The 16186-nt window shown below is 36.2% G+C and carries 13 protein-coding genes, 1 tRNA gene and 1 pseudogene; 10 read left to right on the top strand and 5 right to left on the bottom strand.

Annotated elements, in window-relative coordinates:
* Positions 1-221 precede the first annotated feature (221 nt).
* Both CHV_RS04330 and mraY read left to right on the top strand, forming a co-directional pair.
* Positions 222-1862, top strand: coding sequence for an AMP-binding protein (locus CHV_RS04330; RefSeq protein ID WP_034577615.1), 1641 nt, complete (start codon positions 222-224; stop codon positions 1860-1862).
* A 239-nt stretch (positions 1863-2101) separates the two neighbouring features.
* Positions 2102-3331: a phospho-N-acetylmuramoyl-pentapeptide-transferase gene (gene mraY / locus CHV_RS04325; protein ID WP_034577613.1), complete on the top strand. Its 1230-nt coding sequence runs from the start codon at positions 2102-2104 to the stop codon at positions 3329-3331.
* Between the two features lie 68 nt (positions 3332-3399).
* On the opposite strand, the gene CHV_RS04320 is transcribed toward mraY, so the two are convergent.
* Together CHV_RS04320 and CHV_RS04315 are read right to left on the bottom strand one after the other, a co-directional pair.
* Entirely contained in the window at positions 3400-5733 is a 2334-nt protein-coding gene (locus tag CHV_RS04320) for a ribonucleoside-diphosphate reductase subunit alpha (protein ID WP_034577611.1), read from the bottom strand.
* Between the two features lie 268 nt (positions 5734-6001).
* A complete protein-coding gene (locus CHV_RS04315; protein ID WP_034577609.1) occupies positions 6002-6997 on the bottom strand; it encodes a ribonucleotide-diphosphate reductase subunit beta in 996 nt (331 codons plus the stop codon).
* 326 nt (positions 6998-7323) lie between these two features.
* Between CHV_RS04315 and floA the strand changes: the two genes are divergently transcribed.
* Positions 7324-8301, top strand: coding sequence for a flotillin-like protein FloA (floA, locus tag CHV_RS04310; protein WP_034577607.1), 978 nt, complete (start codon positions 7324-7326; stop codon positions 8299-8301).
* Between the two features lie 197 nt (positions 8302-8498).
* Here floA and CHV_RS04305 read toward each other — a convergent pair whose 3' ends face one another.
* From CHV_RS04305 to CHV_RS04295, 3 genes are all read right to left on the bottom strand, one after another.
* Positions 8499-9098 carry a phosphatase PAP2 family protein gene (locus CHV_RS04305; protein ID WP_051602253.1) on the bottom strand — a complete coding sequence of 200 codons (600 nt, stop codon included), beginning with the start codon at positions 9096-9098 and terminating at the stop codon, positions 8499-8501.
* A gap of 41 nt (positions 9099-9139) precedes the next feature.
* On the bottom strand, positions 9140-9817 hold the full coding sequence (gene trmD, locus CHV_RS04300; protein ID WP_034577605.1) for a tRNA (guanosine(37)-N1)-methyltransferase TrmD: 678 nt from the start codon (positions 9815-9817) through the stop codon (positions 9140-9142).
* A gap of 48 nt (positions 9818-9865) precedes the next feature.
* Positions 9866-9940 (bottom strand) — tRNA-Met (locus tag CHV_RS04295).
* Between the two features lie 84 nt (positions 9941-10024).
* On the opposite strand from CHV_RS04295, the gene CHV_RS04290 reads away from it, so the two are divergent.
* The 7 genes and pseudogenes from CHV_RS04290 (at position 10025) to CHV_RS05700 (ending at position 16158) form a co-directional block, all read left to right on the top strand.
* Complete coding sequence (locus CHV_RS04290) at positions 10025-11575, top strand: LptF/LptG family permease (protein ID WP_034577603.1); 1551 nt, start codon at positions 10025-10027, stop codon at positions 11573-11575.
* Positions 11576-11838: 263 nt separating this feature from the next.
* A complete protein-coding gene (locus CHV_RS04285; protein ID WP_034577601.1) occupies positions 11839-12327 on the top strand; it encodes a helix-turn-helix domain-containing protein in 489 nt (162 codons plus the stop codon).
* Between the two features lie 258 nt (positions 12328-12585).
* Entirely contained in the window at positions 12586-13050 is a 465-nt protein-coding gene (locus CHV_RS04280) for a helix-turn-helix domain-containing protein (RefSeq protein WP_034577599.1), read from the top strand.
* Between the two features lie 107 nt (positions 13051-13157).
* Complete coding sequence (gene pdxS, locus CHV_RS04275) at positions 13158-14039, top strand: pyridoxal 5'-phosphate synthase lyase subunit PdxS (protein WP_034577597.1); 882 nt, start codon at positions 13158-13160, stop codon at positions 14037-14039.
* A gap of 1 nt (position 14040) precedes the next feature.
* Positions 14041-14442 carry a pyridoxal 5'-phosphate synthase glutaminase subunit PdxT gene (gene pdxT, locus CHV_RS04270; RefSeq protein ID WP_051602252.1) on the top strand — a complete coding sequence of 134 codons (402 nt, stop codon included), beginning with the start codon at positions 14041-14043 and terminating at the stop codon, positions 14440-14442.
* Between the two features lie 159 nt (positions 14443-14601).
* A pseudogene (locus tag CHV_RS05440) lies at positions 14602-15570 on the top strand (IS5-like element ISCca7 family transposase).
* A 315-nt stretch (positions 15571-15885) separates the two neighbouring features.
* Positions 15886-16158 carry a hypothetical protein gene (locus CHV_RS05700; RefSeq protein WP_034577595.1) on the top strand — a complete coding sequence of 91 codons (273 nt, stop codon included), beginning with the start codon at positions 15886-15888 and terminating at the stop codon, positions 16156-16158.
* The last annotated feature ends 28 nt before the right edge of the window (positions 16159-16186 follow it).

Genomic DNA, 16186 nt, shown 5'->3' with positions numbered 1-16186 from the left:
TGGCGTTTAAAACATAATCTGTATGGACTTTTTCCAAAGCTAAAAAATAAAATGGTAAAAGCAGTCAAACCTTATCCCTTACTGGCCACTACTACACAAAATAAAAAATAAGCTTATGTTATTTCCATAGAGGGTCAAATTTTAGATACACTAGATAATATTCTATAAAATTATACTATATTGCATCAGAGTTTGCAGAAACATAAAATGGTTTTTATATTATGAAGCAAAGACCTTGGATCCAACATTATCCCCTTTCTATCCCGGATACGATTGATACCACTAGATATAGCTCATTGGTCCATTTCATGGAAGAAGTTTTTGAGCAATACAAAGATTTACCTATGTGCGAAAATATGGGTAAAGTATTGACTTTTAGTGCAGTAAATAAGCTATCTAAATCTTTTGCAGCTTATATCCAGCAACATACTAATTTATCATTAGGATCACATGTAGCTGTTCAATTACCTAATCTATTGCAATATCCGATTGCTGTATTGGGTATGCTACGTGCTGGACTAGTAGTAGTGAACATCAATCCACAGTATACGCCTTCTGAAATGGCTTACCAATTTAAAGATGCGGGTGTGCGTGCGATTGTTATATTGGAAAATTTTGCCCACAAGTTGGTTGAAATTTTGCCTGATACATCTATCCAAACTATTATTGTAACCAAAGTAGGTGACATGCTTGGTTCCATAAAAGGGAAAGTGGTTAATTTTGCAATAAAGCATATTAAAAAATTGGTACCTACTTATCAACTACCACAAGCCATCTCTTTCAAGGAAGTTTTAGAAAAAGGGAGAAAATCCATTTTTCGTCCGGTTGCTTTAAAAGCTTCTGATACAGCATTTTTACAATATACTGGCGGGACTACCGGTGTATCCAAGGGAGCTGTCCTCTCCCATGGAAATCTTACGGCTAATTTCCAGCAATTGGATCCTGTGTTGCGTCTTGCCTTAAAAGAACAAGAAGAACGAACCATACTTCCGCTACCACTTTATCATATTTTAGGATTATGTAGCCTATTTGCAATGGCTAAGCTGGGCGCAAAGTGTTCGCTGATTACGAACCCTAGAGATATTCCAAGGCTCATAAAAAAATTGCGAAAAATCAAACCTACTTGTTTAATAGGCATTAATACATTGTTTGAAAAATTATTGGCACATAAGAAATTCAAAAAACTAAAGCTGTCTTCTTTAAAGCTTACGATGGCAGGTGGCATGAAAACAGAAAAAAAAGTTAAAAATCAGTGGGAAAATTTGACAGGCAGCAAGCTTATAGAAGGGTATGGTCTGACGGAATGTTCGCCGGGTGTCTCGACCGATATGATCAATGGCATAGATCATATACCACTCCCTGGCACATTTGTGATCATAGCGGACGAAACGGGTAAAGAGGTGCCTTATGGAACAGCTGGTGAACTACTGATTAAAGGACCTCAACTGAGCCAAGCCTATTGGCAAAAACCAATTGAAACAGCAGGTGCCTTTGTGAATGGATGGTTTAAAACAGGGGATATTGCCACTATGGATGTAAATGGATTTGTATCTATTGTGGATCGTAAAAAAGATATGATCAATATTTCTGGCTTTAACGTATACCCGAATGAAATAGAGCAAATTTTAATAGGCCATCCAAAAGTGCTACAAGTAGGTGCCGTTGGTATTACTGATATGGGTCTCAAGGAAGCTATTAAAGTTTTTATTGTGAAAAAGGATGCTACCCTTACTGCTGAGGAAATTATAGCCTATTGTAAAGCAAAAATGACTCCCTATAAGGTACCTAAGTATGTGGAATTTTGTAATAGTTTACCCAAATCACCTATAGGTAAAGTATTAAGGAGGTTATTAAAGAAATAGACAGACAAAAAGTTATTCCATCCTATTCGTATATCGTAGTACCACTAAATAGTTCTGTAAAACAGGATGAAACGTTACTCCTGAATAGAAAAAACATTTGTATCAGTATATAAAGTCCTTTTTGATTGATACAAAGACGTATAATATTATAATTCAGCTTAGGGGTAAAACCTATTTTCTACTACTTCTTTCTTCACAAAGAAGTATCTAAAATCAAGCCTTTTGCAAAAAGTTTCGATATGGTATACTATTTATTCAAATATTTACATGCTACCTTTCAATGGCCTGGAACTGGCTTATTTAAATATATTTCTTTCCGAGCTGCTATGGCAACCCTTAGTTCTTTTACCATCATTTTTCTACTCGGTCAACGCTTTATAGATGCTTTAAGCAAAAAAAAAATAACAGAATCTAATCGACCATTGGGGTTTAATGAAGCCAAACAAAAAACAGATACCCCTACTATAGGGGGTATACTTATTATACTGGCAACTGTAGTGCCTACTTTGCTCTTTTCAAAATGGCATAACATATACATTATTTTACTATTAACCACTACCATTTGGATGGGGTTAGTCGGCTTTTTAGACGACTATATCAAGGTATTTAAAAAACAAAAAAATGGACTAAATGGATGGATCAAACTATTGGGCCAAGTTATTTTAGGTCTTATCGTGGGTACTACCCTTTATTTTCACAAGAACGTAGTCATACGTGCGTTACCCATTACGCCTGACCAAACGGCTACGATACCATCGGAGCAAGTGATCTCTCCTATATATAATGATATAAAGTCTACTAAAACAACCATTCCTTTTTTAAAAGGTAATGAATTAGATTATGCAAAAATAACAGCCTGCTTACTAGGCAATACAAATTATACATCGATCATTTATATGTTGGTAGTTATTTTTATCATTGCTGCTGTCTCCAATGGTTCAAATTTAACCGATGGTCTTGATGGATTAGCCGCTAGTACCTCTGTAATCGTTGGTACTACATTAGCCATTCTTGCTTACTTGTCTGGCCATATTATATTTGCCCAATATTTAAATATTATGTATATCCCAAATTTAGGAGAGCTTACTATATTTTGTTGTGCGTTTGTGGGGTCATGTATGGGCTTTCTTTGGTATAATGCCTATCCTGCACAAATTTTTATGGGTGACACAGGCAGCTTAACCATTGGTGCAGTTATTGCTGTAGTAGCCGTTTGTATTCGAAAGGAACTGATGATTCCCATGCTATGTGGCATATTTTTGATAGAAAATCTCTCGGTAATATTGCAAACCAGTTATTTTAAATTTACTAAAAAACGTTATGGAGTGGGTAAAAGAATTTTTAAGATGGCACCTCTCCACCACCACTATCAGAAACTAGGGTGGCACGAATCAAAAATTGTGACACGATTTTTTATTATCAGTCTTTTATTAGCGATTGCTACCTTAGTGACCCTAAAAGTCCGCTAGTAATAGATACTTGCTTCTTTTTTCTATTTGCTAGCCCCTATTTTTTAAATGTCTATGACATACCCGGGTTACCCACTACACATTACACACTCTTTTGTCCCTTGAGGACCCGAGAAAAGTGTTGCTACTTCTTCTCCCTTTTGTATTGTAAACTTAATCGCATCTGCTGCAGCTTTGGTACGTAAATAATACATCCCTGTTTTTAACCCTTTTTTCCAAGCATAAAAATGCATAGAGGTTAGTTTGGCCATAGTGGCATCCTTTACATAAAGATTTAGACTTTGGCTTTGACAAATATAAGGTGCACGATCTGCTGCCATGTCAATAATAGACTTTTGAGGAATTTCCCAAACGGTTCTATACATCTTTTTAAGATACTCAGGAATACATGCAATCTGTTGAATAGAGCCATTAGCCATTATCAACGCTTCTTTCACTTGTTCATTCCAAAGTCCAAGCTGAATCAGATCTGCCAATAGATATTTGTTTACAACAATAAATTCTCCAGAAAGGACCCTTCGGGTGTAAATATTGGCGGTGTAGGGTTCAAAGCATTCATTGTTACCCAGTATTTGGGAAGTAGAGGCGGTAGGCATTGGTGCAACCAATAATGCATTTCTTATACCGTGTTCAGCTATTTCTTTGCGTAAATGATTCCAGTTCCACCTTCCGGAGGAAGGGGTTACTCCCCACATGTCAAATTGAAGGATCCCTTTGGACATGGGCGACCCAGGGTAGCTTTCATATACGCCTTCTTTTTGGGCCAAATCTTTAGAAGCAGTTAATGCAGCAAAGTAAATGGTCTCAAAGATCTCTTGATTGAGTAAGCGTGCTTCTGCGCTGTCGAAAACAAGTCTCATTTTAAGAAAAGTATCTGCTAATCCCTGTACGCCAAGGCCCATGGGCCTGTGCTTTAGGTTAGAATGGCGTGCTTCTGACAAAGGATAATAGGTTCGATCTATGACTTTATTAAGATTTTTAGTGACCAAATAGGTTACTTCATATAATTTGGTATGGTCAAAGGCTCGATTATCATCTACAAACATCGGCAATGCAATAGAAGCAAGATTGCAGACTGCGATTTCGCCAGGTGAAGTATATTCTATTATTTCTGTACATAAATTACTAGATTTTATAGTGCCCAGATTTTTTTGATTAGACTTTTCGTTGGCCGCATCTTTATAAAGCATATAGGGCGTTCCTGTTTCTATCTGTGCCTCCAGAATCGCAAACCAAAGTGTTTGTGCTTTAATAGAAGTGCGGGCCCTACCTTCTTCTTCATACTGTTTGTATTTTTCTTCAAATGCTGCCCCATAGCAGTCTGCGAGTCCTGGTGCTTCGTTGGGACAAAAGAGTGACCACATTCCATCTGCCTCTACACGTTGCATAAATAAATCTGGAATCCATAGCCCATAGAAAAGATCTCTAGCCCTTCTTTCTTCTTTGCCATGGTTTTTTTTCAGTTCTAAAAAGTCAAAGATATCCGCATGCCAAGGTTCTATATAGATGGCAAAACTACCTTTTCGTTTGCCTCCTCCTTGATCTACATAACGAGCAGTCATATCAAAGTTGCGTAGCATGGGCACAATCCCATTCGAAATGCCATTGGTCCCTCGAATATAAGAACCGGTCGCACGTATATTATGAATGCTTAATCCAATCCCTCCAGCAAATTGTGATATTTTGGCACATTGTGTAAGGGTGTTGTAAATCCCTTCAATACTGTCGTTTTGTATCGTTAATAAAAAACAGGAAGAAAGCTGTGGTCTAGGTGTACCTGCATTAAAAAGCGTAGGCGTGGCATGTGTAAACCATTTTTCAGACATGAGTTGGTAGGTGTCAAGCACAGCATTCAGGTTATCACCATGAATGCCTAGTGCGACACGCATCAACATATACTGAGGCCGTTCCACAATTTTTCCATTTATTCTTAACAGATAAGAACGTTCCAGTGTTTTAAAGCCAAAAAAATCATAGCAAAAATCACGTTCATGTACAATTGCATCGTCTAAAGTGGCTGCATGTTCTGAGACGATCTTATAAATGGCTTTGTCTATGAGAGAAGCATTCGTTCCAGTTACAGGATTTATATAGGTATAGAGCCTTTTTATCGTACTAGAAAAAGATTTACTGGTTGATTTATGCAAGTTAGAAATGGCTATTCTAGCTGCTAGAATGGTGTAATCTGGGTGATATACAGCCATTGCTGCTACGGTTTCTGCAGCCAAGCTATCTATAGCTGAAGTAGTTACCCGATCGTGAATGCCTTCAATAATCTTTTTAACAATAGCAATTATATCAATATAATTGCTATTTAATCCATAGCAAAGTTTCTCTATCCTACGGGTTATTTTATCAAATTTGATTGATTCTAAGCCTCCATCTCGTTTTACAACTAACATCTACTTTTTATAAATTTTTGATGATGCATCAAATGATAGGCGATGCTATACTAAGCTTACGGCTTGCCTATATAGCACACCTAAAGCGGTACAAATTTAACGGTTTTAGCTTACTTAATCCAACTGTATGTTGAATGATAGGGTTCTTGAATGGTTAGGCTACTTTTCGATTGATCAAAAAATAGCCTGTATATTTATTTGACAATGTATGTGATCAAAATAGTAGCGCTCAGAACACATGCTAGGTATGCACACTGATTGATGAAATCTAAAATGGCTCATCCAGCTTAAATCGTGCTTTGTCTTTATCCTCAGAGATGCTGTTCATTACACCTGATTTTTGGTATTCTCCTACCCTTTTTTCAAAAAAATTTGTTTTTCCTTGTAGCGCAATCATTTCCATAAAATCAAATGGGTTGGCTACATGATATATTTTTTTGCACCCTAGCTCCAATAGCAACCTATCTGCAACAAACTGAATGTACTGGGTCATCAACGTTGCATTCATGCCAATTAACTTAACGGGCAAGGCATCAGATACAAATTCACTTTCAATAGCTACTGCATCGGCTATAATTTGGGCCACCTGTTGTTCTGGAAGTTTATATTTGATATGTCGGTTGTATAGCAAACAAGCAAAATCACAGTGTAGTCCTTCATCTCTGGAAATAAGCTCATTAGAAAAAGTCAGTCCCGGCATTAAGCCTCTTTTTTTAAGCCAGAAAATAGCACAAAAACTACCCGAAAAAAAGATGCCCTCTACTGCTGCAAAGGCAATTAATCGTTCTACAAATGATCCTTTACTAATCCAACGCAGCGCCCAATCTGCTTTTTTGCCTACCCATTCAATAGTTTCTATAGCATTGAATAATTTGTGGCGTTCTATGGGATCTTTTACATAGGTATCGATGAGTAAAGAATAGGCCTCAGAATGGATATTTTCAATAGCTATTTGAAACCCATAGAAAAATTTTGCCTCTGTATATTGTACCTCATTGGCAAAATTTTGAACTAAATTTTCATTCACAATACCATCACTGGCCGCAAAAAAAGCAAGGACATGGGTAATAAAGTGCTTTTCGCCCGATGTGAGGTTTTCCCAGTCTTTTATATCTTGACTAAGATCAATTTCTTCTGCAGTCCAAAAACTAGCTTCAGCTTGTTTGTAGAATCCCCAAATATCTTGATGTTCAATAGGAAATAAAACAAATCTATTTTTATTCTCTTGTAAAAGTGGTTCATCTACATAGGTGTGATTGTGCATCTGATTCTTCCGTTTTATTTATTTGGCAAATACTATATAATTGTAGGCGACAAGCTGTGTTCACAACAAACTTAGTCAAATGCAACCAAAGGTTCAACATTCGCCATAGATGGGGCAGCTATTTATTTGCTCTATTTCCTTCTCTTCAAAAACCATCACGTAAAATAATTAATGATAAAATATTTTGATGGTTAATAATAAAGGACTAGATTTGAGGCATATGTTTCTTTATTTGTTGATCCAAACTAAGTCCATGATTCAAACTACGTCTAAAGTTAGCTATATCAAAAGATGGTTATTACTTTAGAATCTTTAATTGTATCAGTATGGTTGTTGCACAAATCTATTTCTACCTTTTTTTGATCGCTGCGTCCCTTATATTTTTTTATTTTTTCCCAGTTGGTCTTTGGATTACGGCCCGTTTTTCAGGCGTGCGAGTTGGTTTATTTGAGTTGGTTTTTATGCGGATTCGTAAGGTACCGCCTGCTGTTATTGTAGATGGACTGATTGTAGCTACTAAGGCAGGTCTCAAGTTGACTTTGACGGAGGTTGAAACCCATTATTTAGCCGGTGGTCATGTACCATCTGTAATTAAAGCGCTTATTTCTGCAGATAAAGCCAATATTGGTCTTTCATTTAAGCAAGCTACTGCGATTGACTTAGCTGGTAGGGATGTATTTGAGGCCGTTCAAATTTCTGTTAACCCAAAGGTTATCAATACCCCTTCTGTAGCGGCTGTGGCTATGGATGGTATTCAGCTAATTGCGCAAGCACGGGTTACGGTTAGAGCCAATATTCAGCAGTTGGTAGGGGGAGCTGGAGAAGAAACCATTTTGGCACGTGTAGGAGAGGGGATTGTTACTTCTATTGGTTCTTCTGAGAGTCATAAAGAGGTATTAGCCAATCCAGATAAAATTTCACAGTTGGTATTGAATAGAGGTTTAGATGCAGGAACTGCTTTTCAAATACTTTCTATTGACATTGCCGACGTGGATGTAGGTGAAAATATTGGTGCTAAGCTTCAGATTGATCAAGCCAATGCTGATTTGCGTGTAGCTGATGCTAAAGCAGAAGAAAAGCGTGCAATGGCAGTTGCTTTAGAGCAAGAAATGAAGGCTAAATCTGAAGAAGCTAGGGCTAAGGTTATTTTGTCGGAAGCAGAAGTTCCACAGGCTTTGGCCTTTGCTTTAAGAAATGGCCAGTTGGGTGTTATGGATTATTATCGTATGCAAAATATAAAGGCAGATACTGAAATGCGTGCTAGTGTAGCCACAGATGATCTGTTACCAAATAAAGAACATTAACCTGGTAAGAATAATCAATAGAAAAATATAGTTCCTTTTTACTAGCTAAGTCTGCCCATATCTCTTAAGCTAATGCGAGGTATCCAGCTAAAAACTAAGCATAAAAAATGGCTGTATTGTGTTTTGCATTCCCTCAAATTAGGCGTAAAAAGACATTTTCTTAAACGTTGTAGCATTGCTAGTCGAGATGGATGGTTCTATTTAGCTTTTGTATCAATGGCATTGATGGCTTTTTCATAGGCTGCATGCATCAATAGTCCTATGCAGCAGCCCACTACAGCACCTCCAAAAACATCCAGTGGATAGTGTACCCCGCCATATATTCGACCATAGGAAATAATAGTAGCCCAGATAAAAAATAAGTAACTAAACTTATACTTATTTCTAAAAATACGCCAAAAAAGCATCGCAAAAGCATATGTATTACTGGCATGAGAAGATGGGAAACCATATAGACCCTTATAGGTACCAATAAGATGAATCTTTACAGCGGGCAACATGCAGCAAGGCCGATATCTTGCAAAAAGTGGTTTAAGCCATGTAGCAGAACATTGATCTGCTATGATAATGGTCAAGATAAAGCAAATCACACCGTTCCATCCCAATGCTTTTTTGATCAACCATATAAGCAGGATATAAAGTGGAATCCAAAAAAAGGTACTGGTTACTAGTATAAAAAATAAATCTATGGTGCAATGATTCCATTGGTTTAGTACAAGAAATAATGCTTGATCCAAGCTATTCACAATGGTTAAGATTATTGGTTTAAACCGTATGGATAGGATGTCATCCATCATATATGGATTGGTTATGCACATAACACATAAGAAGTGTCTTCCTAATTTTTCAGCAGATGTGGTCTTCTTTTTTTTGTTCTATTTATCTTTTCTTGCTCTGTCCACTCCTGAATAGCCTTATGATTACCAGAGCATAATACATCTGGAACTTTTTTACCTTCAAAATTGTAAGGTCTTGTATAAGCAGGTGGTGCTACGCATCGATCTTGAAAAGAGTCGGTCAGTGCAGAAGAAGCATCTGATATAACACCTGGTATAACCCGAACCATCGCATCTGCCAAGATGAGTGCAGGAAGTTCTCCTCCAGAAAGCACGTAGTCTCCAATACTAATTTCTAGGGTAATAAAGTGTTCACGTATGCGTTCATCTATACCTTTATAATGGCCACATAATAGCATCAAATGTTGGTTGAGTGAACATTTATTGACAAGATTTTGATCCAGTGGCTCGCCATCTGGAGCCATATATATAATCTCATCATACTGTCTTTCTTTTTGCAGTGCTCTAATGCAATTGGCAACTGGCTCTATCATTAACAACATCCCGGCAGCGCCACCATAGAGTTGATCATCAATTTTACCATGTTTACATGAAGTATACGCACGCAAGTTATGTAGGTGGATCGAAAGCAGTTGCTGTTGTATCGCTCTTTGAAAGATAAAATGTTTAAGTGGACTTTCAAATAACTCAGGACAACAGGTTATAATATCAATTCTCATCCAAATAGGGAAAACAGGGCATAACGGGCAACCATATAAAAAAATATGTAGCGAGGAGGGGAGTTGAACCCCTGACCTTCGGGTTATGAATCCGACGCTCTAAACCACCTGAGCTACCTCGCCAAAGATTATCTTTATTAGGTTGTATAAGTATAGTACTTAAATTGTACTTATATTTACTGTAAAGTTAGCCACAAATTCACAAAAATGAGCAATATTTCTATCAAAAAAATTGATAAGCTATTATTACGCACCTTTATACCCACCTTTCTGCTATTGCTTATACTGGTACTGTTTGTAATGGTTATACAAACTTTTTTCATGCTATTTAGCGGAATTGCAGGTAAAGGGTTGGGCATAGATATCTATTCAAAGTTGTTCTTTTATTTATCTCTATCTGCATTACCTGCAGCCTTTCCTATTGCCATTCTAATAACCTCTCTTATAGTTTTCGGTAATCTTTCTGAAAGCTTTGAATTAACTGCTATGCGTTCTGTAGGCCTTCCCTTACAACGGATCCTACGGTTACCTTTTATATTTATTCTTTTTTTAAGTGGACTCTTCTTCTATTTTCAGAACTATATTTATCCAAATAGTAAGCCTAAAATATTTGATTTAGTCAATGATATTTTGGAAAAAAAATCTACTTTATTTATTCAAGAAGGTGTTTTTTGTAATAATATACCAGGATATAGTATTCGGGTAGACAAAAAAAAAATAGATAACGAGCATATGGAAGGCATTATAGTCTATGACTATACCAAAAGATATGGAACCGTTTCTATAACCATTGCAGAGGCAGGTAGACTCTACACTACAGCAGACAAAGGCTATTTGGTCATGGAACTAACCAATGGACATAATTATCTAGAGCCTTTGCCTGCTAAAAATAATCATAGGGATCAAAGACCATCTTTTTATAGAAATCATTTTTCAAATCAGAAAATAAGGATTAGCTTAGAAGCTTTGAAATTTGGCAAAACAAAAGAAAAATATGCATATGATCCAAGAACAAGAACCCGTCCAGATCTCAAAAAGATGATTAAAGAAAGAGGGAAACAAGTTGTTCACTGCGAGCAGAAGATTAAAAAGTTGCTTGCCGAACAGGCTGTTCGGTACCATTCTGTAGAACAATTTAACAGAGTATTAGATCAGGATACAATAGAAAAATTACCATTACCCGTCCCACAAGCAATCCAAGATGCTGATTTTATATTATTTAGAGACCAACTTATAGCCCATAAAACGCATACCAATATAGCCTCTGATAGTCAACCTTATGACTATACCTTACAAAGGGTTGTTCAAGAGGCCTTGCATAGCGTAAAAAAGATAACCCATAGCTTAATAATCCAAGAAGATAATAAAAACCTATTCCATGGAGCATTAAATGAAGCTTTATATGAACAAGAATTTCGATTTGCAGTAGTTATACAATGTCTCATTATATTTTTGTTGGGTAGCTCCCTAGGTTGCCTCATTAAGCGAGGTGGCTTTGGAATTTCTGTAATGATTAGCTTCTTTTTTATACTGCTCGAATACATTCTTTCTATGCTTGGAAAAGATTGGGCAATAGCCAATACCTGCTCTATGTTTATCTGTGTTTGGTTGCCTAATTTCGTATTGTTGCTTTTTTCTGGCTTATTTTTAATAAAAGCACAGCATGGTAGAGGATTATCCTCTACCAATTGGCATGCTTTATATGCAAAAATTAAAAAAAGATTAAGCGGTAAAATGAATAGCATGCCGGATGCATAACGAATTCGATCCATTACTTTAGCCAACGCTCCACAAGCGTCTATAGAACAACTATTGTTTAACCTCAACGCAAGGTACTGAATATATTTTCAATTTGTTTTTAAAAAAAAACAAACCTAACTTTCAATAAAATAAGGTTTTTTTCCAAAAGTACAATTAGCAATATTGATACAACATATGCGCATTTTATTGTCAATTGTATCAACACATTTAAGCAAAAATGGTCCTTCTTTGTATCTCTCATCATTACTTATATTGCGTTTATGGAACAGTTCACAGAAAAGCATAAAGGGGAAATAGTTAAAAGAGCCATTAAAAAAACTGGTTATCAAATGAAAGCAGTAGCTAAGAGATTAGGTATTGTCCGCAATACGCTCTATACCAAATTAAAGCAAGCAGAGTTAGAAGATTCGTTTATTATACGTGTGGGCAATATCATACACTACGATTTTTCTGAGGTTTTTCCAGAAGTGTATAAGAGAGTAGCTGCTAAATTTACAAATAGTTTTGAGCGCATCTATCCAGATAAGTCTGTAGTAGTTCCTGACGCTGGTGAATTGCCACTTTATGACTATCTATATAAAAATCCATATTTCTGTGAATTACAGGTTTTAAGAGAAAAATATATAAAACTTATGGAGGATTACGATAAGCTTTTTAAAATTTTAATTCTTTTAGCCAATAACAACGAATCGGTAGACCTTAAGAAGGAAATTATAAAGCTTATAGAGAATGAAAGAAAAGAAGATTAAATAAAAAAATATCTTACAGCCCATTTGTTATAGCCTCTTTATAGAGATCTATCTAGATGTATAGAACATACTGCTCCAACAGCCATCTTCAATTTTAGCATAAAACAACAAACTTAATTTTGTAAGTTACAGCTTTATTATTTTTGTATATTTATCAATTCTTATACAATATTTGTACATTTAATGAGCAAGTTTATGTAAACTTATTGTGTAACTATACTATTTTTTGTTTTATTTTCAGAGATTTATATTCTAGCCATGGAACAACATAAAGGGAAAATAGTGGAAGAGGCTATTAAGAAGAGTGGTTTTCGCATGAAAGCATTGGCTAGCAAGTTAGGTATTGCCCGTAATACGCTTTATACTAGGCTAAAGGAAGCAGATATAAAAGAAGACTTTATTATACAGATTGGTAAAATAATACACTATGATTTTGCCAATGATTTTCCAAATATACATGCAAAAAATAAAAAACAACATGACGATGAAAGCCGTCATTACGTCCCTCAGGGGGATGGGTGTAAGTATAGCGATGAGTCAAATGGTATGGTAAGCGACCCCTATCTTATTCGATTACAAAAGTTGAATAAAAAATATTTGCGACTGATGGAAGATTACCATAAGCTTCTAAAAATTTTAATTGTATTAGCCAATAATAACGAGTTGGTGGGCGTTAAGCAAGAAATTATGACATTCATAGACAATGAAGAAAGGGAAGATTAAAAATATCGGTCCATATTTTCTTGATGCTACTCAAAAGCAATCAAGCAAATCATACATATTTTATATAAATACTCCCAACAAAAGATTTTAAGTTAAGATAATTCAAGATGATTGATCAACCAATAAATTTAAAAACAGGGCTTGCTGAAATCCTAAAAGGAGGTGTCATTATGGATGTTACCACTTCAGATCAAGCAAAAATAGCAGAAGAAGCAGGGGCCGTTGCTGTAATGGCTTTGGAGCGGGTTCCCTCAGATATCCGGGTACAAGGTGGGGTGGCTCGTATGAGTGATGTTCAGAAGATACGAGAAATCATGGAAGCCGTTTCTATTCCAGTTATGGCTAAAGTTCGTATTGGCCATTTTGTAGAAGCGGAAATATTAGAAGCGCTAGGGGTTGATTTTATCGATGAAAGTGAGGTTTTGACCCCAGCAGATAGAGCCTTTCATATAAATAAACATCCGTTTAAAGTTCCCTTTGTCTGCGGCTGTTGCGATTTAGGAGAAGCGCTTCGTCGAATCGGAGAAGGAGCAGCCCTTTTACGCACAAAAGGAGAGGCCGGTACAGGAGATGTGATTGAAGCGGTTAAACACATGTGTACTATTCAGCGTCAAATTCGATCTCTTGCTATTTTGACCACTGAAGAACTTCAAGTAACCTCAAAAGAGTGGGGTGCTCCTCTACATTTGATCGAAACAGTTGCAAGAGAAGGTAAATTGCCCATACCCAATTTTGCAGCTGGAGGCATTGCCACTCCAGCAGATGCTGCTTTAATGATGCGTTTAGGGGCAGAAGCCATTTTCGTCGGGTCGGGAATTTTTAAGTCAGAATATCCGAAAAAAAGAGCAAGTGCGATTGTACAGGCAACTACCCACTTTCAAGACCCAAAGATTCTCGCGAAAGTATCTGAAGGTTTAGGAGCGCCTTTATTGGGAACACCTGCTTGCCACCTTTCAGAAAAAGAGATCCTTGCCAACAGGGGATATTAAAATGTTTGGCATACTTGCTTTGCAAGGAGGGTTTGGCTTGCATCAAAAGGCTTTAGAACGATTCGGTATGCAAAGTCAATTGATTAAAAAACCAGAAGAACTGGGCCAAATCCAGGGTTTAATTATTCCTGGAGGAGAATCAACTGCACTTTTGAACCTTATGAAGCCTTTGAACTGGAAAGAAGCTATCATAGCCTTTGCGCAACAAGGGAAACTAATTTTGGCCACTTGTGCGGGCCTCATTATTCTATCTCGTCCTACTCCTGTTGCAAGAGACTATCTAGGGCTTATTGATATCGAAGTAAAGCGTAACGCTTATGGTCGGCAAATCAATAGTTTTGTTGGACTGGGAACTAGTTTACTAGGTATATCACCTCTCAAAATAGTGAGACCGTTGCAATAGGTTTTTAGATTTTAGTATAAAAAAGTAATTGTTAATTTTATTAAAAGTTTAACTTGTAATTATTGTTTAGGTTTTGTAATAAAAATTTTATGATATTATTATGTCAATCAAAGTGAGCGGTCAGTTAAGTTTATCAGATATATCAGCTAGTCGTCGTAAATGCAAGCATACTTTTTTGATCAAATCAATAATCTGATTAACTGGTCATTAGTAGAAAAAGAACTGCGTATTTATTATCCTAAAGGTTTACGTTTATCAGGCAAGCCTGCTTATAGTCCCCTTCTTTTGTTTAAAATGCTATTGCTTGAGCAGTGGTATGGGTTGAGCGATTACCAAGTCGAAGAGGAAGTAAATGATCGTATTACTTTTAGCAGGTTTTGTGGTATATCGATGGATAATTCCGTACCAGATCATAGTGTATTAAGCAGATTTAGGACTGCTCTTACAGAAAAGAAAGCTTTAGATAGATTGTTAAAAATCATAAATAGATCAACTATCTAACCATAGGTGTTCTGGTTCAGCATGGTGCAGTTATTGACGCCTCTATCACCCCTACTCCTAGACGTCCCAAAGGTAAAAAGAGCTATGATTTGCGTGAGGATGGTACTATATCGGTATCTCATAGTTATCAAAAAGGGGTAGATCCAGAAGCTAGTTGGACCAAAAAAGGTCATAATCTTTACTATGGGTATAAACGACATGTCCTTATAGAAAGTAAAGAAGGTTTAGTTCTGGCAGTCACGACTACAAAAGCATCTAGTCATGATGGTGCCCATTTACCTATATTATTGGATAAAGTATCTCTAAAAGCAGGAAGCAGGCTCTATGGAGATAAAGGCTATAGCGGTTTGCCCAACGAAACTTTAACTAAAAAACAAGAAATTAAAATCAGCTATTCAAAAGAAAGGTAATAGAAATCATCCCTTATCACCTGCTGCTAAACGGTTTAATAAATTTGTATCTAAGACGCGCTATAAAGTAGAAAGAGTATTTGGAAGTATTAAGAGGTGGTTCCGTAGTTCAGGAGCTAGGTATATAGGCCTTGATAAAACCCATAAGCAACATGTTATGGAATCTATAGCCTATAATTTATATAGAGCTCCAAATATCATTTTAAAGGGTTTTTAGGGGGATGGTATATCTAAAATATACAAATATTAACTTGAAAATCAATAAATAATGAAATTTATGCATCCTTAACCATAAAAACTACAAAAAATACAACTACAACCTTATCAAAAATTATAATAACTATCTATAACAACGGTCTCGATATATACGTTTACTTGTCATAATAATTGATTTATAAAACATTGAATATGTATTGCTAAAATCATGTGCCATAGCTTTGAATACTTTCAGTATATGACAAAGAATCATTATTACATATATCTACGTTATTAATTGATGAAGAGTAATAATTTGTCATCCCTTTTCCTATAAATGTCGTTTCATCATTTATATCTGGAGGGGCATACCCACTATACAGAAATAGATATCAAATTAGGTAAAGCACGTGAATGGGTAAATTTATTTATGGATAAGGTAGAAGAAAATGCCCAAACTTTTGGAATAGAAAAAGCGGTTTCCGATGTAGTAGAAAATCTTGAATTATATACGCAAGCTATAGAAACAGCTCGGAAACAATTGGCTATAGCAAAACCAGAAACCATTCTGGATCTACCCCTTTTTGATAACTATGAGATACCGATATAGTACCATCCTCACGCAAATCATAGCTCTT

The sequence above is a fragment of the Cardinium endosymbiont cBtQ1 of Bemisia tabaci genome (genome assembly GCF_000689375.1).
Taxonomy (GTDB): Bacteria; Bacteroidota; Bacteroidia; order Cytophagales; family Amoebophilaceae; genus Cardinium.
This window is presented reverse-complemented; position numbering and strand designations above follow the sequence as displayed.